Annotated in this window: 32 protein-coding genes; 1 reads left to right on the plus strand and 31 read right to left on the minus strand. The window is 52.1% G+C overall.

Translation table 11 applies throughout. The features are described from left to right. Window positions 1-75 precede the first annotated feature (75 nt). From rpsI to truA, 3 genes are all read right to left on the minus strand, one after another. Window positions 76-561 (minus strand): 30S ribosomal protein S9, encoded by a 486-nt coding sequence (gene rpsI, locus NG665_RS06635; protein ID WP_252672937.1) that lies wholly within the window; start codon window positions 559-561, stop codon window positions 76-78. Window positions 562-593: 32 nt separating this feature from the next. Next, window positions 594-1,037, minus strand: coding sequence for a 50S ribosomal protein L13 (gene rplM, locus NG665_RS06640; RefSeq protein WP_252672939.1), 444 nt, complete (start codon window positions 1,035-1,037; stop codon window positions 594-596). A 375-nt stretch (window positions 1,038-1,412) separates the two neighbouring features. Next, on the minus strand, window positions 1,413-2,294 hold the full coding sequence (gene truA, locus NG665_RS06645; RefSeq protein ID WP_252672941.1) for a tRNA pseudouridine(38-40) synthase TruA: 882 nt from the start codon (window positions 2,292-2,294) through the stop codon (window positions 1,413-1,415). Between truA and NG665_RS06650 the strand changes: the two genes are divergently transcribed. Then, window positions 2,293-3,096 (plus strand): ROK family protein, encoded by an 804-nt coding sequence (locus NG665_RS06650; protein WP_252672942.1) that lies wholly within the window; start codon window positions 2,293-2,295, stop codon window positions 3,094-3,096. The genes truA and NG665_RS06650 overlap by 2 nt on opposite strands. Before the next feature lie 260 nt (window positions 3,097-3,356). Here NG665_RS06650 and rplQ read toward each other — a convergent pair whose 3' ends face one another. The 28 genes from rplQ to rplD form a co-directional block, all read right to left on the minus strand. After that, window positions 3,357-3,893 carry a 50S ribosomal protein L17 gene (gene rplQ, locus NG665_RS06655; protein WP_252672943.1) on the minus strand — a complete coding sequence of 179 codons (537 nt, stop codon included), beginning with the start codon at window positions 3,891-3,893 and terminating at the stop codon, window positions 3,357-3,359. Window positions 3,894-3,928: 35 nt separating this feature from the next. Then, a complete protein-coding gene (locus NG665_RS06660) occupies window positions 3,929-4,933 on the minus strand; it encodes a DNA-directed RNA polymerase subunit alpha (protein WP_252672944.1) in 1,005 nt (334 codons plus the stop codon). Window positions 4,934-5,057: 124 nt separating this feature from the next. Continuing rightward, on the minus strand, window positions 5,058-5,450 hold the full coding sequence (gene rpsK, locus NG665_RS06665) for a 30S ribosomal protein S11 (protein ID WP_252672946.1): 393 nt from the start codon (window positions 5,448-5,450) through the stop codon (window positions 5,058-5,060). A 52-nt stretch (window positions 5,451-5,502) separates the two neighbouring features. Beyond that, window positions 5,503-5,871 (minus strand): 30S ribosomal protein S13, encoded by a 369-nt coding sequence (rpsM, locus tag NG665_RS06670; protein ID WP_252672947.1) that lies wholly within the window; start codon window positions 5,869-5,871, stop codon window positions 5,503-5,505. 121 nt (window positions 5,872-5,992) lie between these two features. Continuing rightward, a complete protein-coding gene (gene rpmJ / locus NG665_RS06675; protein WP_013170544.1) occupies window positions 5,993-6,106 on the minus strand; it encodes a 50S ribosomal protein L36 in 114 nt (37 codons plus the stop codon). Window positions 6,107-6,162: 56 nt separating this feature from the next. After that, on the minus strand, window positions 6,163-6,384 hold the full coding sequence (infA, locus tag NG665_RS06680) for a translation initiation factor IF-1 (RefSeq protein WP_013170545.1): 222 nt from the start codon (window positions 6,382-6,384) through the stop codon (window positions 6,163-6,165). A gap of 249 nt (window positions 6,385-6,633) precedes the next feature. Next, entirely contained in the window at window positions 6,634-7,467 is an 834-nt protein-coding gene (gene map / locus NG665_RS06685; protein WP_252672948.1) for a type I methionyl aminopeptidase, read from the minus strand. Window positions 7,468-7,548: 81 nt separating this feature from the next. Beyond that, the gene (locus NG665_RS06690) at window positions 7,549-8,133 is read right to left on the minus strand and encodes an adenylate kinase (RefSeq protein ID WP_252672949.1); all 585 of its coding nucleotides are present in this window, start codon (window positions 8,131-8,133) and stop codon (window positions 7,549-7,551) included. Further along, a complete protein-coding gene (secY, locus tag NG665_RS06695) occupies window positions 8,130-9,416 on the minus strand; it encodes a preprotein translocase subunit SecY (RefSeq protein WP_252672951.1) in 1,287 nt (428 codons plus the stop codon). Before secY ends, NG665_RS06690 begins: the two co-directional genes overlap by 4 nt. 252 nt (window positions 9,417-9,668) lie before the next feature. After that, complete coding sequence (rplO, locus tag NG665_RS06700; RefSeq protein WP_252672952.1) at window positions 9,669-10,115, minus strand: 50S ribosomal protein L15; 447 nt, start codon at window positions 10,113-10,115, stop codon at window positions 9,669-9,671. Next, window positions 10,115-10,297 (minus strand): 50S ribosomal protein L30, encoded by a 183-nt coding sequence (gene rpmD / locus NG665_RS06705; protein ID WP_252672953.1) that lies wholly within the window; start codon window positions 10,295-10,297, stop codon window positions 10,115-10,117. The genes rplO and rpmD overlap by 1 nt, the downstream gene beginning before the upstream one ends. Beyond that, the gene (gene rpsE / locus NG665_RS06710) at window positions 10,294-11,001 is read right to left on the minus strand and encodes a 30S ribosomal protein S5 (protein WP_252672954.1); all 708 of its coding nucleotides are present in this window, start codon (window positions 10,999-11,001) and stop codon (window positions 10,294-10,296) included. Before rpsE ends, rpmD begins: the two co-directional genes overlap by 4 nt. Before the next feature lie 25 nt (window positions 11,002-11,026). Then, window positions 11,027-11,398, minus strand: coding sequence for a 50S ribosomal protein L18 (gene rplR, locus NG665_RS06715; protein ID WP_252672955.1), 372 nt, complete (start codon window positions 11,396-11,398; stop codon window positions 11,027-11,029). Beyond that, the gene (gene rplF, locus NG665_RS06720) at window positions 11,398-11,934 is read right to left on the minus strand and encodes a 50S ribosomal protein L6 (protein WP_252672956.1); all 537 of its coding nucleotides are present in this window, start codon (window positions 11,932-11,934) and stop codon (window positions 11,398-11,400) included. Before rplF ends, rplR begins: the two co-directional genes overlap by 1 nt. Window positions 11,935-11,949: 15 nt before the next feature. Next, window positions 11,950-12,348, minus strand: coding sequence for a 30S ribosomal protein S8 (rpsH, locus tag NG665_RS06725; RefSeq protein WP_204423872.1), 399 nt, complete (start codon window positions 12,346-12,348; stop codon window positions 11,950-11,952). Window positions 12,349-12,403: 55 nt separating this feature from the next. Then, window positions 12,404-12,589 carry a type Z 30S ribosomal protein S14 gene (locus NG665_RS06730; protein ID WP_204423874.1) on the minus strand — a complete coding sequence of 62 codons (186 nt, stop codon included), beginning with the start codon at window positions 12,587-12,589 and terminating at the stop codon, window positions 12,404-12,406. A 5-nt stretch (window positions 12,590-12,594) separates the two neighbouring features. Further along, window positions 12,595-13,140 (minus strand): 50S ribosomal protein L5, encoded by a 546-nt coding sequence (gene rplE / locus NG665_RS06735; protein ID WP_289812937.1) that lies wholly within the window; start codon window positions 13,138-13,140, stop codon window positions 12,595-12,597. 8 nt (window positions 13,141-13,148) lie between these two features. Beyond that, window positions 13,149-13,493 carry a 50S ribosomal protein L24 gene (gene rplX, locus NG665_RS06740; RefSeq protein WP_252672957.1) on the minus strand — a complete coding sequence of 115 codons (345 nt, stop codon included), beginning with the start codon at window positions 13,491-13,493 and terminating at the stop codon, window positions 13,149-13,151. 3 nt (window positions 13,494-13,496) lie between these two features. After that, window positions 13,497-13,865 carry a 50S ribosomal protein L14 gene (rplN, locus tag NG665_RS06745; RefSeq protein ID WP_252672959.1) on the minus strand — a complete coding sequence of 123 codons (369 nt, stop codon included), beginning with the start codon at window positions 13,863-13,865 and terminating at the stop codon, window positions 13,497-13,499. 91 nt (window positions 13,866-13,956) lie between these two features. Continuing rightward, window positions 13,957-14,241, minus strand: coding sequence for a 30S ribosomal protein S17 (rpsQ, locus tag NG665_RS06750; RefSeq protein ID WP_252672960.1), 285 nt, complete (start codon window positions 14,239-14,241; stop codon window positions 13,957-13,959). 8 nt (window positions 14,242-14,249) lie between these two features. Continuing rightward, the gene (gene rpmC, locus NG665_RS06755; protein WP_435366671.1) at window positions 14,250-14,483 is read right to left on the minus strand and encodes a 50S ribosomal protein L29; all 234 of its coding nucleotides are present in this window, start codon (window positions 14,481-14,483) and stop codon (window positions 14,250-14,252) included. Next, window positions 14,480-14,896 (minus strand): 50S ribosomal protein L16, encoded by a 417-nt coding sequence (gene rplP / locus NG665_RS06760; protein ID WP_252672962.1) that lies wholly within the window; start codon window positions 14,894-14,896, stop codon window positions 14,480-14,482. Before rplP ends, rpmC begins: the two co-directional genes overlap by 4 nt. A gap of 5 nt (window positions 14,897-14,901) precedes the next feature. Continuing rightward, entirely contained in the window at window positions 14,902-15,726 is an 825-nt protein-coding gene (gene rpsC, locus NG665_RS06765; RefSeq protein WP_252672963.1) for a 30S ribosomal protein S3, read from the minus strand. A gap of 2 nt (window positions 15,727-15,728) precedes the next feature. Then, the gene (gene rplV, locus NG665_RS06770; RefSeq protein ID WP_252672965.1) at window positions 15,729-16,088 is read right to left on the minus strand and encodes a 50S ribosomal protein L22; all 360 of its coding nucleotides are present in this window, start codon (window positions 16,086-16,088) and stop codon (window positions 15,729-15,731) included. A 26-nt stretch (window positions 16,089-16,114) separates the two neighbouring features. Continuing rightward, window positions 16,115-16,396, minus strand: a complete 282-nt coding sequence (gene rpsS / locus NG665_RS06775) for a 30S ribosomal protein S19 (RefSeq protein WP_204423885.1) — start codon at window positions 16,394-16,396, stop codon at window positions 16,115-16,117. Window positions 16,397-16,413: 17 nt separating this feature from the next. Further along, window positions 16,414-17,250, minus strand: a complete 837-nt coding sequence (gene rplB / locus NG665_RS06780) for a 50S ribosomal protein L2 (RefSeq protein ID WP_204423886.1) — start codon at window positions 17,248-17,250, stop codon at window positions 16,414-16,416. A 29-nt stretch (window positions 17,251-17,279) separates the two neighbouring features. Then, the gene (gene rplW / locus NG665_RS06785) at window positions 17,280-17,594 is read right to left on the minus strand and encodes a 50S ribosomal protein L23 (RefSeq protein ID WP_252672966.1); all 315 of its coding nucleotides are present in this window, start codon (window positions 17,592-17,594) and stop codon (window positions 17,280-17,282) included. Further along, a complete protein-coding gene (rplD, locus tag NG665_RS06790) occupies window positions 17,591-18,238 on the minus strand; it encodes a 50S ribosomal protein L4 (protein ID WP_252672967.1) in 648 nt (215 codons plus the stop codon). Before rplD ends, rplW begins: the two co-directional genes overlap by 4 nt.

Here is an 18,238-nt window from a genome sequence, read left to right on the forward strand (position 1 = left end):
TCCGCAACCTAAAATACGTGTGTGGCTCCACCCGAGGGTAGAGCCACACACGTATATGTTTCCAAATGCTGAAAATCAGCGCTTGGAGAACTGCGAAGCCTTACGTGCCTTCTTCAAACCAGCCTTCTTACGCTCAACAGCGCGAGCGTCACGGGCTAGGAAGCCAGCCTTCTTCAAAGCTGGACGGTTAGCATCACGATCGATTTCATTCAATGCACGAGAAACGCCTAGACGAAGCGCACCAGCCTGACCGGAGGTGCCGCCGCCGTTAATGCGTGCGATAACATCGAAGCGACCTTCGATATCGAGTAGAACGAATGGGGAATTAACGAGTTGCTGATGCAACTTGTTTGGGAAGTAGTCCTCAAGAGTACGGCCGTTGATCTTCCACGTGCCGGTACCTGGGACGAGACGGACACGAGCAACTGCTTCCTTACGACGACCCAGGCCTGCGCCTGGTGCGGTCAGGGATGCGCCCTGGCCGGTCTTGGGAGCCTCGGTCTCAGAGGTGTATGAGCTTGGGGTTTCCTCAAGCTCAACGGTTTCGGTGGTCTCAGCCACGGTTCTCCTTAAATCTTTTCCGGACAGGGGGTTTACTGTGCAACCTGGGTAAGCTCAAGAGCTTCAGGATGCTGAGCAGCATGTGGGTGCTCAGCCCCACGGTAGACCTTCAGCTTGGAAAGCTGCTGACGTCCTAATGTGTTCTTAGGTAGCATGCCGGCAATAGCCTTCATAACTGCCTTTTCCGGATTCTCTTCTAAGAGTTCGGTGTAGGACGTAGCGGTCAAGCCTCCTGGCTGACCTGAATGACGGTAAGCAAACTTCTGCTCGCGCTTTGAACCGGTCAATGCGACCTTTTCAGCGTTAATGATAATGACGAAATCGCCGGTATCAGCATGCGGAGCGAAATTGGGCTTGTGCTTCCCACGGAGCAGGATGGCAACTTGAGATGCCAGACGGCCAAGGACGACGTCGGTGGCGTCAATGACGTACCACTTCTTTTCGACGTCTCCGGGCTTCGGTGAATACGTGCGCACTTGCGTAGCCTTCGTTTCTTTAATCGCGGATAGCGTTATCAATTGTTATGGCAATGGCTTACTGCCGGGAAACAATCGACCTATCCAATGGTCAAGTTAACGTTGCTGGCAGTGTGATGGGACGAGTGGGATTGCATCTTCATACAACCTGCACAGCATTAAACAACTCTACTGTGATTAACGACAATGGTCAAAGGATAACTATATGTTGTGGTACGGTTCATCTCGCGCATCGGATTTTATGCTATCGTATTCCGTTCAACGCCATCTTAATGTTCCGTTCAACGCCATCTTAATGTTCCGTTCAAGGCCATGTTAATGTTCCGTTCAACGCCATGTTAAACCGTGTAGTATTTCGGGTTATTTGGCGTTGATCTATCCCCGAAACCGGCGCGCCTGGTTCGCTTGGTGGGCATACAATTCCGGCGGCGGATACCCGATTTCTTCCAACGTCAGTGGATGCGGAGCTGCCACAACGACGTTCCCATCTCGCGTGCGCTCGATCAGCCGCTGATAGGGCCAATCTTCATCGCGCACCCCACGCCCAACCTCAATCAAGGTACCCATCAGGGTACGCACTTGCGAATGACAAAACGCATCTGCACGCGCCTTACCCAAAATAATCCCCGCGCTGCGCGTAAAGATTAGTTCATACAGCGTACGCACAGTCGAAGCGCCTTCGCGTGGTTTACAAAATGACAAAAAGTCATGTTCGCCTAGCAGTCTTAGCCCAGCACGATTCATTGCTTCGATATCCAATTGGTCAGCTATCCACAACACGTCTTTACGTTGGGGATCCCATGCTGAGACGGCGTCGGCAATCCGATACGTGTATGAGCGCCACAAAGCCGAAAAGCGCGCATCAAAAGAATCTGGCACTGGGGCAACGGCGTGGATAACGACGTCGGAATAGCCTTTGGGAGCACCCAAAATATCTGAACCGGCCCCACGCGCCAGCAACGAATTTGCCCGCCGTATCAATGCTTGCGCTGGTGTGCGCTGGGAGCGTCCAGGGAGGTTGCGCCACAATTCTTCCGCCACATCACAATGGGCAACTTGGTGACGTGCATGGACTCCGGCGTCTGTTCGTCCGGCAACACTCAAAACCACATCTTGGCGGAATATGGTAGAAAGTACGTTTTCTACCATACCTTGTACTGTTCGTAAGCCGGGTTGTGCCGCCCAACCGTGAAAGTGATTACCGTCGTAGCCTAAATCTAGGCGTAGACGTTGATTTTGCGCTACCGTCGAAGTCATGACTGCAGGATCCCACATACAAGCGCAAAACCCCAACTCGAGTGGCAATATACTCAGTCTCGATTTTGGTGGCTCGCGCGTGAAATCAGTGGTTCTTTGCCCGCAAGGAACCACACTTTCGCCATTTATTGTTGAAGAAATCCCCTACCCGTTTGCTCCTAGCGACATGCTTGCCACTATCAGCAACCACGCACGTAATCACATTGTTGATATTGAGCGCATTACGGTAGGTATCCCCGGTATTGTGCGCGACGGCGTCGTGATCCACACCCCGCACTATATTCGCCCTGCCGGTCCTGGCGGACAGGTCGACGTCGAACTCGAAGCATTATGGGATCACTGTCAGTTACAAGACGCTATCGAAATCACGACAACTCGGCCAGCATTAGTGGTCAACGATGCGCTCATTGCCGCAGCAGCAGTCATAGCGGGCACCGGCAGTGAACTCGTCTTGACATTTGGTACCGGACTGGGCGTTGCTTTTGCGGTTAATGGCCGGTTAACTGAACACATTGAAGTTTCACATGCCCCAAGTCCACTCGGAGGAACCTTTGATGATATCGCCGGGGCGATTAACACTGCGGATGCCGATGCTGACCAATGGTCGGCCCAGGTGTGCGCAATTGTTGCGGCACTGTGGCCAATGTACCGCTGGGATCGACTCTATATTGGTGGCGGAAACGCCCTAAAACTCAACGCTATTGCCCGAAACATGTTGCAGGAGCGCGCTGCCACTTTTGTTGATTATGAAGCTGGAGCGCGCGGTGGGGCTCGGGCCTGGACCTACATGGGGACTAGATAGCCCTATTGTGCGCGAAGTCCGGCCAATAAGCTAGATGCGGTAAAACGTCTTGCGTAGCTATATGGAGATTCTTGTGCGACTAAATAGCTATCCGCACTTAACTATACTGAGATCCGTACCCAACCAGATGGATATCCACGGAGCTATATTGTTGGTGGCAACCAACAATTAATAAAAATCGAGGTGGATGTGACATGTCACATCCACCTCGAACGTTTTGTTGTCTAAGAACGAACAACCTTCAGCGAATTGAACTGTACTCAGTTCTCTTCAGTTGCTTCGGTCTCTTCAGCTTCTTCAACTGCCTCAGCTTCTTCAACTGCTTCAGTTTCTTCAGCTACTGGAGCTTCTTCAACTGTTTCGGTCTCTTCAACCTCAGCGTTAGCAGCCTTTTCAGCTGCCTTCTCTGCTTCCTTCACAACTGCTTGCTTTGGCGAAACTGGCTCAAGAACGAGCGAGATTTCAGCCATAGGAGCGTTGTCGCCCTTACGGTTAGGAAGCTTGATAATGCGGGTGTATCCACCCTCACGGTTAGCAAACTTTGGTGCGAGCTCCTCAAACAAAATGTAAGCAGTTTCGCGTGAACCAAGAACCTTTAGTGCGAGACGACGGTTGTGCGTATCGCCCTTCTTAGCTTTGGTGATGAGCTTTTCGATATGTGGACGAAGGCGCTTAGCCTTGGCCTCAGTCGTTACGATCGACTCGTTGTGAATGAGTGCCTTACACAGATTTGCAATGATAAGACGCTCGTTAGCTGGGCTACCACCCAAGCGTGGACCCTTAGCGGGACGTGGCATGATTTCTCCTAAAAATTTTCTTGTTCCGCTGACCCTCAGGCCTGCGTTTCGTCACTGAAGTGCATTCCATACGCTTCTTCACCGAAGCCAGACATGTAACCGGCTGGGGAATCCTTGAGACGCAAGTCGAGCTTTGCCAGCTCATCCTTGACATCTTCAATTGACTTCGCACCAAAGTTACGGATGTCAAGCAAGTCAGCTTCAGAACGAAGCACAAGCTCACCGATCGTATGGATACCTTCGCGCTGCAAGCAGTTCTGCGAGCGGGCTGGAAGGTTAAGAATGGTGATTGGACGCTGCAAGTCAGAAGACTGTTGCTCAACAACAGGGGCTTCCTTAAGCTCAAGACCTTCAACTTCTTCGTTGAGTTCTGCGGTCAAACCGAAGAGCTCAACAAGGGTCTTTCCAGCAGATGCGAACGCATCACGTGGTGCCATCGAAGGCTTTGTTTCGACGTCGACAATGAGCTTGTCGAAGTCGGTACGCTGTCCAACACGGGTAGCTTCTACCTTGTAAGAAACCTTCACAACGGGTGAATAGATCGAATCGACCGGAATACGGCCAATCTCGTAATCTGGAGAGTTATTTTGCTGTGCAGAAACGTAGCCACGGCCACGCTCAACAGTAAGATCAATCTCCAGCTTACCCTTTTCGTTCAAGGTAGCGATAAGCAGCTCAGGGTTGTGGATCTCCACACCAGCAGGTGGGGTGATATCTTCTGCGGTAACCTGACCAGGGCCGGCTTTACGCAGATACATCTGGACTGGCTCATCGTTTTCTGATGTCACTACGAGATCTTTGAGATTCAAAATAATCTGCGCAACATCTTCCTTAACACCTTCAATGGTAGAAAACTCATGGAGAACACCATCGATGTGAATCGACGTCACTGCCGCACCCGGAATGGATGACAACAACGTACGACGAAGCGAGTTTCCGAGCGTATAGCCAAAGCCTGGCTCGAGTGGGTTAAGCGTGAACCGCGAACGGGTATCCGAAAGCTTTTCTTCGGTCAGCGTAGGACGCTGTTCAATGATCACTATAGTTTCCTTTCACCAGGGCGCCCACTATATGACACCCTCCAGCCGGATTTCTCCGGCACTTTAATGTGGCTTACCCCTATGGGCACGTCACTGAGGAAAGGGGAGGTATCCCCTTCGCGGATCAAACGCGACGGCGCTTGGGTGGACGGCAACCATTGTGCGCCTGAGGAGTAACGTCCGAAATCGACGTTACTTCAAGCCCGGATGCAGTCAAGGAACGAATCGCGGTCTCACGGCCGGAACCTGGACCCTTAACGAAAACGTCTACCTTCTTCATGCCGGCTTCCATTGCGCGGCGTGCAGCGTTCTCGGCTGCGAGCTGAGCTGCGTATGGGGTGGACTTACGAGAACCCTTGAAACCGACCATACCTGAGGAGGTCTGAGCGATAACTTCACCATTGGTATCCGTAATGGAAACAATGGTGTTATTAAATGTTGACTTAATATGTGCCTGGCCGTTTACTACGTTCTTGCGCACTGTACGGCGCGGACGGCGCTGAGTCTTAGGTGGCATTGTTAAAATCTCCTGAAAATTATCATCGATTCACACCCGAAGGTGGAACTACTTACTTCTTCTTACCTGCAACGGTACGCTTTGGTCCCTTGCGGGTACGCGCGTTGGTCTTGGTGCGCTGTCCGTGAACTGGCAGACCACGACGGTGACGTAGACCCTGGTAGCAACCAATTTCGATCTTACGGCGAATATCAGCCTGGATCTCACGACGGAGATCACCTTCGACCTTGTAGTTTTCGTCGATGTGCTTCTTCAGCTTGACGAGATCGTCTTCAGTCAAATCTTTTACGCGAGTATCTGGATTAACGCCAGTTGCAGCTAGCGATTCCAGGGCGCGGGTATGACCAATGCCGAAAATGTATGTCAGTGCAATCTCTACTCGCTTTTCACGAGGGAGATCCACTCCAGATAGACGTGCCATTATTTAGGCTCCTATTTGATTGTTCCGAAGGTGTGGAGCATTGTCTTCCCAATAGTGGGTTTCGGCCTTCGGACCGAAAGAATGCGTTATACGCTGACAATGCCTGTTCAGTGCGTGGGCTTTAGCCCTGACGCTGCTTGTGGCGTGGGTTGTCACAGATAACCATGACGCGACCGTGCCGGCGAATAACCTTGCAGTTATCGCAAATGCGCTTAACGCTTGGCTTGACCTTCATAGTCTCTAGCTTTCTTGGTTGTAGACGCAACGTTTCAGCTACGTGAAGTTAACGGTTTACTTGTGGCGGTAGACGATACGACCACGTGTGAGATCGTAAGGCGTAAGCTCTACGACGACACGGTCCTCTGGAAGGATCTTGATGTAGTGCTGACGCATCTTACCTGAGATGTGCCCGAGCACTACGTGCCCGTTATCTAGTTCGACGCGAAACATCGCATTTGGCAGTGCTTCTACGACAACACCTTCAATTTCAATGACGCCTTCTTTTTTCGCCATTACTCCCGCTAACTTCGATCGGTTTCTATGACCACGGTTGCGATCATAGTTTGGTAACTATATTCACTGTTATAGATATACAGCACCAACGCTCTATACTACGTGATTTTCAACCTGTATGGATAGTCGTTGGAAAGTTGAGCTGGTCACTTTGAATCTACCATCTGCGGCAGTTTCCATCTCCCGAAGCTTTAGTGGACACAATCAACCTCACCCAACGCTCAACGCGATCGACGTCGTCGCTCAACATTAGCTCAACGGCGCAACGCTCACGCCGAATCGGGCCAGTTCGCTTGCTCCCCCATCAGGTTCAGTCAAAACCCAGATGCCCTTCTTGTGCAAGGCCACCATATGCTCCCAATGGCAGGCATCTTTGCCGTCATCAGTAACCACAGTCCACTCATCGGCCAAAGTGTGGTTATCTTGCGCACCTGCAGTAAGCATCGGCTCAATGCACAACACCATACCCGGCTTGAGTTTAGGAGTGCGAGCATCAATAGAATAATTGAGTACTTCTGGTTCTTGATGCATAGCATCACCAATCCCATGCCCGGTGAAATCTAAGACGATGTCAGGGCGCAGATCGCCATCGAGTTCTTCGACGTAGTCATCAATGGCATCGCCAATATCTCCAACACGTCGGCCCGTTGCCATTGCCGCAATACCCACCCACATTGCGTGCCGAGTAATGTCACTTAGTTCTTGGCGGGCGCGCATAAGCGCGGGATCTCCCCCAGGGACGACGACGCTAATGCACGCATCTGCATGCCAGCCATCAACAATCGCTCCGCAATCAAAGGAAACTAGATCACCAGGTTCTAAGACGCGTGGCCCGGGTATCCCGTGGACGATTTCCTCGTTTACTGAGGTACAAATGTTTCTTGGAAAACCATAGTAGCCTAAGAAGTTCGACCGCGAGCCGTTCTTGCGCAGAACGTCCAAGGCAACCTGATCCATGTCATCGGTTGTTACCCCGGGCTTGACTGCCTGGCGCAACGCTGCATGAATCTGTGCCACGACTAAACCAGCTTCACGCATTTTAATGATCTGCTCGTCAGTTTTGTATTGGATTGATTGTCCCACAGTTATCCTTTAAAAGTTTTAGCTCTGTTTAAAAAAATAGACTGCTAACTACCGCGGTAGCTAGCAGTCTATTCTCACAAATTAGTTCAACCCCAGTCGCTGCGTAACTGCTGCAACGATCCGTTCGCGAACCTCGTCGATCGTGCCTAGTCCGTCAATCGAAATCAACTTATTGCGATCTCGGAAGGCTTGAAGAATAGGCTCGGTAGCCTGATGATACACTTCAATGCGGTGTGCGATAACCTCTGGGGTATCATCAGCGCGACCTTCGATGCTGGCACGTTTGAGTAGACGAGACATGATTTCATCGTCTGGTATCTCGATGTCAACCATCGCATCAATGCTCAATCCGGTTTCGGAAAGCATCTGATCTAGAGCGCTGATTTGCTCTAGCGTACGCGGGTAACCATCGAGCAAGAAGCCCTGCGTAGCATCAGGTTGTGCCAGACGACGACGAACGATTTCATTCGTTACCGAATCTGGAACCAGATTTCCTTCACTAATGTAGCGCTGAGCTTCTAACCCCACATCTGATTTGCTTGCCATTTCAGCCCGGAAGATCGCTCCGGTAGAAATAGCAGGAATGCCGAGTCGCTCAGAAACTGTGGTTGCTTGGGTACCTTTACCAGCCCCTGGCGGGCCGGCAAGAATCAACCGGAAACTCATCGTAAGAATCCTTCATAATGACGTTGTTGGAGCTGGGCATCGATATCTTTGACTGTTTGGAGTCCCACACCAACAAGAATGATAATTGATGTTCCACCAAAGCTGAAGGTTGTCAAACCCATTTGAGTAAAGACGATCTGAGGAATAAGTGCAATGATCGCCAAGTACAATGCGCCAACCCAGGTGATGCGGTTAATGACGTAGCGCAGGTAATCTGCAGTTGGTTGACCGGCGCGAATACCTGGTACGAAGCCGCCATAGCGCTTCATGTTGTCAGCGACTTCTTCTGGATTGAACGTAATGGAGGTGTAGAAGAAGGCAAAGAAGAGAATGAGGAAGAAATAAACAGCTAAGTACCAGAACGAATGTGGCGCAAAATAGGTGCGAACCCATCCAGCCCAACCTTCTTGGGAAGTGGAGAACTGCGCGATCATAGTTGGAAGCGACAAAATTGAAGACGCAAAGATCACCGGAATAACGTTAGCCATGTTGAGTTTCAACGGAATGTAGGTTGAGGTGCCGCCGTAGGTGCGCCGTCCTACAACACGCTTAGCATATTGAACAGGGATGCGACGCTGGGACTGCTCTACGAATACCACCACGACCGTGATTGCCAAGAACATTGCCAAAACGATAAACACACCGAACCAACCGTAGTTTGATTGGCTAACATTGCCCAGCATAGCTGGGAAGTTTGCTGCGATACCGGTGAAGATCAACAAGGACATACCATTACCAACGCCGCGCTCGGTGATGAGTTCTGCCATCCACATAATCAAGCCAGTACCGGCAGTCATTGCCAAAATAGCAATGATGTATTTGCCAGCTGACGGGCCAGGGATCGGATCAACGGTACAGTTGGTAAACAACGCACCATTAGCTACTGAAACAGTGACCGATGACTGCAAGATCGCCAAGAAGATCGTCAGATAGCGAGTGTACTCGGTGAGCTTGGCCTGCCCAGTCTGCCCTTCCTTGGAAAGCTCTTCGAAGCGCGGAATAACTACCTTCATCAACTGCACAATAATCGACGCAGTAATGTAAGGCATGATTCCGAGAGCGAAAACAGCGAGTTTAAGCATCGCTCCGCCAGAGAACATGTTGATGAGAGTAAGAAGTCCATCGCTGCCTGCTTCATCCAAACACTGTGTAACATTCTCATACGAAACAAAAGGTGCTGGAATGAACGTACCAAGACGATAAATCACCATAATAAACACAGTGAAAAGGAGCTTAGCTCGCAAATCTGGGGTACGGAAGGCTGATATCAGTGCTTGTAGCAAGGAAGTTCCTCCGGTGTTGGTGCCGACGAATGCCGGGAAAGGGGATGCCGGCGATTGCCAACAAATGATTCAGTAACAGAAAGTCTGTTTGTGTATCTAACATGAGCTAGAGACACGTTCTCAGATAACTATACCTGTTTTCCTAGCTTATGATATAGCTAAAAATAGGTAATGTTTGAGACATTTTACATGTAAATGACGGGTTCAACCCAAAATTTTGGATTGAACCCGTCATTAGTCGATAAGTTATGCTCAGCGTTGCTCTAGTGAGCCACCAGCAGCCTCGATCTTTTCCTTAGCGGAAGCAGACCAAGCATCAACGATAACGTTGACTTTCGTGGTGATTTCACCAGTACCAAGAATCTTCACGAGCTGCTTGGCGCGAACTGCGCCCTTTGCTACGAGATCATCTACGGTAATGGTTCCACCCTCTGGGAAGAGAGCTTCGAGCTTATCCAAGTTAACAACCTGGTATTCGACGCGTGCTGGGTTCTTAAAACCGCGCAACTTCGGCAAGCGCATATGCATCGGCATCTGCCCGCCTTCGAATCCGGCCTTAACCTGGTAACGAGCCTTAGTACCCTTGGTACCACGGCCAGCGGTTTTACCCTTTGAACCTTCACCACGACCCACACGAGTGCGTGACTTCTTGGCGCCGGGAGCTGGGCGTAGATCATGGATCTTCAAAACATCAGCCATCAGGCAACCTCCTCCACAGTAACTAGATGAGCAACCGTGCGGATCATACCACGAACAACTGGGGTATCTTCGCGAACGACTGACTGGTGGATCTTGTGCAAGCCAAGGGAACGAACCGTATCTTTCTGGTTCTGCTTAGCTCCCACGAGACCTTTCGTCTGGGTGATCTTGAGTTTCATCATGCACCAACTCCTGCGGCAGCAGCTTCATTCTCAGCACGCTGTGCTTCGAGTTCAGCATCTTCGCGTTCCTTAGCTTCATGCTCGGTACGCTTAAGAAGCATGGACTTAGGAGCAACATCGTCTAGTGGAAGACCACGGCGAGCCGCTACGGCTTCTGGCTGTTCGAGTTGCTTAAGAGCAGCAATCGTGCCACGAACGATGTTCAATGCGTTTGACGAGCCCAAGGACTTCGACAAAACATCGTGGATTCCAGCGCACTCCATAATTGCACGAACTGGACCACCAGCAATAACACCAGTACCTGCTGAAGCTGGGCGAAGCAAAACTTCACCAGCTGCGTCACGGCCCTGGACCAAATGCGGAATGGTAGTACCGATACGAGGAACCTTGAAGAAGTTCTTCTTAGCTTCCTCGGTACCCTTAGCAATTGCTGCTGGTACTTCCTTTGCCTTGCCGTAGCCAACACCTACGGTGCCGTTGCCATCGCCTACCACAACAAGTGCGGTAAAGGACATGCGACGACCACCTTTGACGGTTTTAGCAACACGGTTAATCGTCACGACGCGCTCAATGTATGTATTGCGGTCATCGGCGCGACGATCGGTGCGACGATCGTTTCGACGATCGTCTCGACGGTTGTTACGCTCGGTGCGTGCGCCGTCGTTCTCCGAGCCAGCGGCTCGTCCTCGCTGCTGTGCAGCCATAAGAATTTCCTCTCGTTTCGCCAATTTACAGGGTCAAGCCAGATTCGCGTGCGCCATCGGCAACAGCAGCAACACGACCATGGTACTTATTACCACCGCGGTCAAAGACGACGGTAGAGATACCAGCTTCGATTGCACGCTTGCCAACGAGTTCGCCAACGACACGAGCTTTAGAGACCTTGGAATCGGATGTGGCGCGCAAATCAGCTTCGAGTGTAGAAGCAGACACGAGTGTCTTGCCTACGGTGTCGTCGATAATTTGTGCAACCATGTGGCGATTTGACCGGGTAACGACCAAGCGTGGACGCTCGGCGGTACCGGAAATACGCTTGCGGAGTCGGATATGACGGCGAGTACGTGAAACGAACTTGCCCTTGCCTTTTGGAGTAACAGCCATCACTTACCAGCCTTTCCGGCCTTGCGGCGAACATGCTCGCCAGCGTAGCGGATGCCCTTGCCCTTGTATGGCTCAGGCTTACGGAGCTTGCGGATGCGAGCTGCCGTTTCACCGACCAGTTGCTTATTAATGCCACTAATCGAGAATTTCGTTGGGGTTTCAACAGTGAAGGTGATACCTTCAGGAGCTTCAACGAAAATCGTGTGTGAATAACCAAGGGAGAATTCGAGATCGGAGCCCTTAGCGACCACACGGTAACCAGTACCAACGATCTCAAGTGCCTTAGTAAATCCGTCAGTCACACCAATGATGTTATTCGCAATCAGTGTACGGGTTAGACCGTGGAGTGAACGCGATACGCGAGCATCGTCTGGGCGGCTTACGGTGATCACACCGTCAGCCAGGTCCACAGTAATCGGAGCCGGAATAGTGTGTGAGAGTTCGCCCTTAGGGCCCTTGACGGAAATCAGATCGCCGTCAAGCTTTACTTCAACACCTGCAGGGACGGTAATAGGGAGCTTACCAATACGAGACATTGTTTCACTCCTTCCTTACCAGATGTAGGCGAGGACTTCCCCACCTACGCCCTTATCCTTAGCCTCACGGTCAGTCAGGAGACCAGAAGACGTTGACAAAATTGCCACGCCCAAGCCACCAAGAACCTGAGGAAGATTGGTCGACTTCGCGTAAACGCGAAGACCCGGCTTTGAAATACGGCGCAAACCAGCGAGCGAACGCTCCCGGTTAGGACCGAACTTCAAGTTAAGTGTGAGCGTCTTACCCACCTTGGCATCTTCGACGGTGAAGTCGGCGATGTAACCCTCACGCTGAAGGATGTTGGCGATGTTCGCCTTCATCTTCGAGTACGGCATTGAAACCGACTCGTGGAACGCCGAATTGGCGTTACGCAGACGCGTGAGCATATCTGCAATTGGGTCTGTCATAGACATCGGGCTTTAGCCCTTTCTCGTCGCGGTTTCCTATTCAGACCTGCGACGTAGATTCTTACCAGCTGGACTTCTTGACACCGGGGAGTTCACCACGGTGGGCCATCTCGCGAACGCAGATACGGCACAGGCCGAACTTGCGATAAACCGAGTGTGGGCGGCCGCAACGCTGACAACGAGTGTAAGCGCGTACAGCGAACTTAGGCTTGCGTGCAGCCTTTACCTTGAGTGAGGTCTTTGCCATGAGAGTCAGTCCTCCTTGAACGGGAATCCAAGGTAACGCAACAGTGCACGTCCCTCGTCGTCGGTATTAGCTGTGGTGACAACCGTGATGTCCATACCGCGAACGCGATCAATCTTATCTTGATCAATTTCGTGGAACACAGACTGTTCGGTCAAGCCGAAGGTGTAGTTGCCGTGGCCGTCGAACTGCTTAGCCGATAAACCGCGGAAATCGCGGATACGCGGCAAAGCGGTTGCGAGTAGGCGATCCAGGAACTCCCACATACGATCGCCACGCAAAGTTACGTTGCAACCAATTGCTTGGCCTTCACGTAGCTTAAACTGTGCAATCGACTTGCGAGCCCGGTTAATTTGTGGTTTCTGGCCGGTGATAGCGGTGATGTCGGCAATAGCGCCTTCCAAAACCTTCGAATCACGAGCAGCATCGCCAACACCCATATTCACAACGATCTTAGTCAAACCAGGGATTTGATTAACGTTGGCATAGGTGAATTCTTCGTTCATCTTGGAACGAATTTCATCAGCGTACTTAGTCTTCAAACGTGGAGTAATTTTCTCGCTCACAGTTCGATTTCCTTTCCACCACGACGACCGATGCGTTCGCGCATGATCTTCTTACGTCCGTTGCGCTCAACTTCAACTTCACGGAAACCAACGCGAATTGGCTTCTTATCCGGGCCAACGAGGGCCACGTTTGAAATATGAATTGGTGCTTCAACGGTCTCAATACCGCCAGTAGCAACCCCACGATCAGAACGTCCAACCTTGGTGTGCTTCTTGACTCGAGCAACGCCTTCAACGATGACGCGGTCTTCTGCAGGGAAAACAGTCAAAACTGTTCCCTGCAAGCCCTTGTCACGTCCAGCGATTACCTGAACTAGGTCACCCTTCTTGATCTTCGCCATTACTCAGATCACCTCCGGTGCCAATGAAACGATACGCATAAACTTCTTATCACGAAGTTCACGAGCAACGGGGCCGAAGATACGGGTACCACGTGGCTCATTCTCGTTCTTCAGGATGACAGCTGCATTTTCGTCGAAACGAATGTATGAGCCGTCAGCGCGACGAGTGCTCTTCTTTGTACGGACGACAACCGCCTTAACGACGTCGCCCTTCTTAACATTACCGCCAGGAATAGCATCCTTGACGGTGGCGACAATCGTGTCGCCAATTCCGGCGTAGCGCTTGCCAGAACCGCCAAGCACGCGGATGCACAAGATTTCCTTTGCACCGGTGTTGTCGGCGATCTTAAGCCGCGACTCCTGCTGGATCATTTACATTTCTCCTGTCGTCGTGCCGGTTCTCGTTTTACGAGCCTTGCCGAACGGATGGTTTGCTTTCCCGGGCGTTGCCGCCCGGGATAGATCACTTTGCCTTTTCGATAATCTCGACCACGCGGAAATGCTTGGTCGCAGATAACGGTCGGGTTTCCATGATACGTACGAGATCGCCAACCTGGACCTCGTTAGATTCATCATGGGCCTTGACGCGCTTGGTACGAGTCATAACCTTACCATAAAGCGGATGCTTACGGCGGTCTTCGACTTCGACCACAACGGTCTTGTCCATCTTGTCAGATACTACATAACCACGGCGAACTTTGCGATTGTTTCGCTCTGTGGTTTCAGTCAACTTTTCCTGCTCGCTCATGTGTGACCTCACTTCTTAGCCGTTGGAGCGGTTCGAATACCGAGCTCACGCTCGCGGGCAATTGTGTAAATGCGGGCAATATTGCGGCGCACTTCCTTTAGACGACCGGAATCTTCCAGACGATGGGTCACGGCTGAAAAGCGAAGGTTGAAAAGTTCTGCCTTCGATTCCTTCAGACGCTCGGCAAGCTCAAGATCTGTGAGCTTGTCAAGTTCTTCAGTGGTGATGCCTTTAGCCATCATTCACCATCCTCACGGGTAACAAAACGGGTCTTCATTGGGAGCTTGTGCATAGCACGCAACATAGCCTCACGCGCTAGCTGCTCTGGCACACCAGCGAGTTCGAACATGATACGGCCAGGCTTAACGTTAGCAACCCAGGTTTCAACTGGGCCCTTACCAGAACCCATACGAAGACCAAGAGCCTTCTTTGTCAATGGGCGGTCTGGGAAGATGTTGATCCACACCTTACCACCACGCTTGACGTGACGGGTCATAGCAATACGTGCTGCTTCAATCTGACGGTTGGTAATATAAGCCGGCTCCAGAGCCTGGATACCGTATTCACCGAATGCAATCTGGTTTCCGCCCTTAGACATGCCCGAACGATGCGGACGATGCTGCTTGCGGTACTTTGTGCGGCGGGGAATGAGCATGAAACTCAGGCCTCCGTTTCCTGGGTAGGTGCCGGCTCAGTTGCCGGTGCTTCGGTTGGAGCAGACTTCTGCTCTACCGACTGGTTTGAACGAGATCCACGGTTTGGACGATCACCACGACGACCACGTCGTTCACCACCGCGTCCACCACGACCACGTGGGGCCTCGGTCAAAGAACGGTAGTATTCGGCGTCTGTAACGTCACCGCGGTAAATCCAGACCTTCACACCAATACGGCCGAAGGTGGTACGTGCTTCGTAGAAGCCGTAGTCGATATTAGCGCGCAATGTGTGGAGCGGAACTCGACCTTCACGGTAGAACTCAGCGCGTGACATTTCAGCGCCGCCAAGACGACCCGAGCACTGGACACGGATACCCTTAGCACCAGCGCGCTGTGCGGACTGGATGCCCTTGCGCATTGCGCGGCGGAAGGAAACACGTGCAGCGAGCTGCTCGGCAATGCCTTGTGCAACAAGCTGTGCGTCAGCTTCTGGATTCTTAACCTCGAGAATGTTGAGCTGTACGGACTTGCCGGTCAACTTCTCGAGATCTTGGCGAAGACGATCTGCTTCGGCTCCGCGACGACCAATCACAATACCTGGACGGGCAGTGTGAATGTCGACGACGACGCGTTCAGTGCGACGCTCGATATTAACGCGCGAAATACCAGCACGTTCGAGATCACGCTCAACCTTGCGGCGAATCTTGATGTCTTCTTCGATGTAATCGCGGTAACGCTGACCTTCCTTAGAAGAATCTGCGAACCACTTGGACCGATGATCGGTGGTGATACCGAGACGGAAACCGGTCGGGTTTACTTTCTGTCCCACAATCAGGCTCCCTTCTTCTCGTCACCGACGATAACGGTGATGTGGCTTGTACGCTTTAAAATGCGATTCGCACGGCCCTGAGCGCGTGGTTGAATACGCTTCATCGTTGGGCCTTCGTCGACGTATGTTGCGCGAACAACAAAGTCAGCTTCATCGAATCGTTCGTTCGCCTGCTCAGCTGCGTAGCGAGCATTGGCCATTGCCGATTCAAGAATCTTCTTGATATCAGTTGCAATAGCTTGTGGAGCGAATGTCAATAGGTCAACCGCTGCTGGTACACGCATACCACGGATCTCATTGATCACGCGACGTGCCTTTTGCGGCGTTACACGTACGTAACGTGCTTGTGCCTTAGCTTCCATAATCCTGCCTAACTCTCTGCGCTGCCTTAGCGGCGGCGGCCCTTGCGATCGTCCTTCTCGTGACTACGGAAAGTACGAGTTGGAGCGAATTCGCCGAGCTTGTGGCCGACCATGGATTCGGTGACGAACACCGGAACATGCTTGCGGCCGTCGTGGACTGCAAAGGTGTGACCTAGGAAGTCGGGGGTAATAACCGACCGACGCGACCAGGTCTTGATAACGTTCTTGGTACCCTTTTCGTTTTGTTCATCAACCTTTTTCATAAGGTGATCGTCGACGAACGGGCCCTTCTTTAAACTACGCGGCATTGCTCAAATCCTCCTGATCAGCGCTTCTTGCCAGTCTTGCGACGGCGCACAATGAGCTTGTCGCTGGGCTTGTTGGGGTGGCGGGTGCGGCCTTCCTTCTTACCCCATGGTGAAACTGGGTGACGACCACCTGAGGTCTTGCCTTCACCACCACCATGTGGGTGATCAACCGGGTTCATAACAACACCGCGAACAGTTGGGCGAACGCCCTTCCACCGCATACGGCCTGCTTTACCCCAGTTAATGTTGGACTGCTCAGCATTGCCAACTTCGCCAACAGTTGCACGGCAGCGCGCGTCGACATTACGAATTTCGCCAGAAGGCATGCGTAGCTGGGCGTACTTACCTTCCTTAGCAACAAGTTGAACAGAGACGCCAGCAGAACGGGCGATCTTTGCTCCACCACCTGGACGTAGCTCCACGGCGTGGATAACTGTACCAACTGGGATGTTGCGGAGTGGAAGGTTATTACCTGGCTTGATGTCGGCGGACGGACCGTTTTCGACCATCATGCCTTGCTTCAAGTTGAGCGGAGCCAAGATGTAGCGCTTTTCGCCGTCCACATAGTGGAGCAGTGCGATACGTGCGGTACGGTTTGGATCGTACTCAATATGAGCAACGCGTGCCGGGATACCATCCTTATCGTGACGACGGAAGTCAATCACGCGGTACTGGCGCTTATGTCCACCACCCTTGTGACGGGTGGTGATGCGACCGCTATTGTTACGGCCGCCAGTCTTAGAGAGCGGGCGCAGGAGCGACTTCTCCGGCGTAGATCGGGTGATCTCAGCGAAGTCGGCGACGCTCGCACCGCGACGACCTGGTGTCGTCGGCTTGTACTTACGAATTCCCATGAGTAATTATCCTCAATATCCTGCCGGCGTTAGCCGACGATCTCGCCGTAGATGTCGATCGTGCCCTCGCGGAGAGTGACAATTGCGCGCTTGGTAGCCTTGCGGCGACCAATCCCATTACGGGTGCGACGAGTCTTGCCTGCACGATTCTGAGTGTTGACGGAATCAACCTTGACACCGAAAATCTTTTCAATAGCGATCTTGATTTCCGTTTTATTTGCGGATGGGTGCACCAAGAAGGTGTACTTGCCCTCGTCTTCGCCACGAGCAGACTTTTCAGTTGCTACTGGGGCGAGAATGACGTCGCGTGGATCCTTGTTGTAAAACGCTGCGTACGAAGTCACTTCGTCTCCTCCTTGCTGTGTGCACCATTGAAGGTGTCAAGAGCTGCCTGGGTGAAGATGACATCGTCTGAAACAAGCACATCATAAGCGTTGAGCTGATCAACGTAGATGGTGTGAGCTTCAGGCAAGTTGCGAAGCGAAAGAACTCCAGCTTCGTCGTTACGCTCAAGCACAACGAGAACACTGCGCTCGTTAGCAACCTTGTTCAACAAGTTAAGCGCGGCTTTCGTGGATGGAGTTGCAGAATCAACGATGCCGGTAACGACGTGGACACGCTCGTTACGAGCACGGTCAGACAATGCCTGACGCAATGCTGCAGCAATCATCTTCTTCGGGGTGCGCTGCGAGTAATCGCGTGGGCGCGGGCCATGGACGACGCCACCACCAGTAAAGTGAGGAGCGCGGATCGAACCCTGACGAGCACGACCGGTACCCTTCTGCTTAAATGGCTTAACGCCACCGCCGCGGACTTCACCACGGGTTTTGGTCTTGTGGGTACCTTGGCGAGCAGCCGCGAGCTGGGCTACAACAACCTGGTGAATCAACGGGATGTTGATCTCGAGATCGAAGGATTCAGCAGGCAGAGTCGCCGAACCGGCTTTTGCGCCTGTGGTGTCGAGGATGTCAACCTTGAGGTCTGCCAT

This window comes from Arcanobacterium pinnipediorum (assembly GCF_023973165.1).
Taxonomy (GTDB): domain Bacteria; phylum Actinomycetota; class Actinomycetes; order Actinomycetales; family Actinomycetaceae; genus Arcanobacterium; species Arcanobacterium pinnipediorum.

Bases quoted from the DNA above. Each gene is read 5' to 3' on its own strand.
- rpsQ (WP_252672960.1), bottom strand. From the start codon at position 14,241: ATGAGCGAGCAGGAAAAGTTGACTGAAACCACAGAGCGAAACAATCGC.
- NG665_RS06650 (WP_252672942.1), top strand. From the start codon at position 2,293: ATGACTGCAGGATCCCACATACAAGCGCAAAACCCCAACTCGAGTGGC.
- rplF (WP_252672956.1), bottom strand. From the start codon at position 11,934: ATGTCTCGTATTGGTAAGCTCCCTATTACCGTCCCTGCAGGTGTTGAA.
- rpmC (WP_435366671.1), bottom strand. From the start codon at position 14,483: ATGATGGCTAAAGGCATCACCACTGAAGAACTTGACAAGCTCACAGAT.
- rpsM (WP_252672947.1), bottom strand. From the start codon at position 5,871: ATGGCACGTCTATCTGGAGTGGATCTCCCTCGTGAAAAGCGAGTAGAG.
- rplB (WP_204423886.1), bottom strand. From the start codon at position 17,250: ATGGGAATTCGTAAGTACAAGCCGACGACACCAGGTCGTCGCGGTGCG.
- rplN (WP_252672959.1), bottom strand. From the start codon at position 13,865: ATGATCCAGCAGGAGTCGCGGCTTAAGATCGCCGACAACACCGGTGCA.
- rpmD (WP_252672953.1), bottom strand. From the start codon at position 10,297: ATGATGAAACTCAAGATCACCCAGACGAAAGGTCTCGTGGGAGCTAAG.
- NG665_RS06690 (WP_252672949.1), bottom strand. From the start codon at position 8,133: ATGAGTTTCCGGTTGATTCTTGCCGGCCCGCCAGGGGCTGGTAAAGGT.
- NG665_RS06730 (WP_204423874.1), bottom strand. From the start codon at position 12,589: ATGGCAAAGACCTCACTCAAGGTAAAGGCTGCACGCAAGCCTAAGTTC.
- rplV (WP_252672965.1), bottom strand. From the start codon at position 16,088: ATGGAAGCTAAGGCACAAGCACGTTACGTACGTGTAACGCCGCAAAAG.
- truA (WP_252672941.1), bottom strand. From the start codon at position 2,294: ATGACTTCGACGGTAGCGCAAAATCAACGTCTACGCCTAGATTTAGGC.
- rpsE (WP_252672954.1), bottom strand. From the start codon at position 11,001: ATGGCTGCACAGCAGCGAGGACGAGCCGCTGGCTCGGAGAACGACGGC.
- rplO (WP_252672952.1), bottom strand. From the start codon at position 10,115: ATGGCTGATGTTTTGAAGATCCATGATCTACGCCCAGCTCCCGGCGCC.
- rplQ (WP_252672943.1), bottom strand. From the start codon at position 3,893: ATGCCACGTCCCGCTAAGGGTCCACGCTTGGGTGGTAGCCCAGCTAAC.
- rplX (WP_252672957.1), bottom strand. From the start codon at position 13,493: ATGGCGAAGATCAAGAAGGGTGACCTAGTTCAGGTAATCGCTGGACGT.
- rpsK (WP_252672946.1), bottom strand. From the start codon at position 5,450: ATGCCACCTAAGACTCAGCGCCGTCCGCGCCGTACAGTGCGCAAGAAC.
- rpmJ (WP_013170544.1), bottom strand. From the start codon at position 6,106: ATGAAGGTCAAGCCAAGCGTTAAGCGCATTTGCGATAACTGCAAGGTT.
- rplD (WP_252672967.1), bottom strand. From the start codon at position 18,238: ATGGCAGACCTCAAGGTTGACATCCTCGACACCACAGGCGCAAAAGCC.
- infA (WP_013170545.1), bottom strand. From the start codon at position 6,384: ATGGCGAAAAAAGAAGGCGTCATTGAAATTGAAGGTGTTGTCGTAGAA.
- rplP (WP_252672962.1), bottom strand. From the start codon at position 14,896: ATGCTCATTCCCCGCCGCACAAAGTACCGCAAGCAGCATCGTCCGCAT.
- rpsH (WP_204423872.1), bottom strand. From the start codon at position 12,348: ATGTCTATGACAGACCCAATTGCAGATATGCTCACGCGTCTGCGTAAC.
- rpsS (WP_204423885.1), bottom strand. From the start codon at position 16,396: ATGCCGCGTAGTTTAAAGAAGGGCCCGTTCGTCGACGATCACCTTATG.
- rplR (WP_252672955.1), bottom strand. From the start codon at position 11,398: ATGGCTGTTACTCCAAAAGGCAAGGGCAAGTTCGTTTCACGTACTCGC.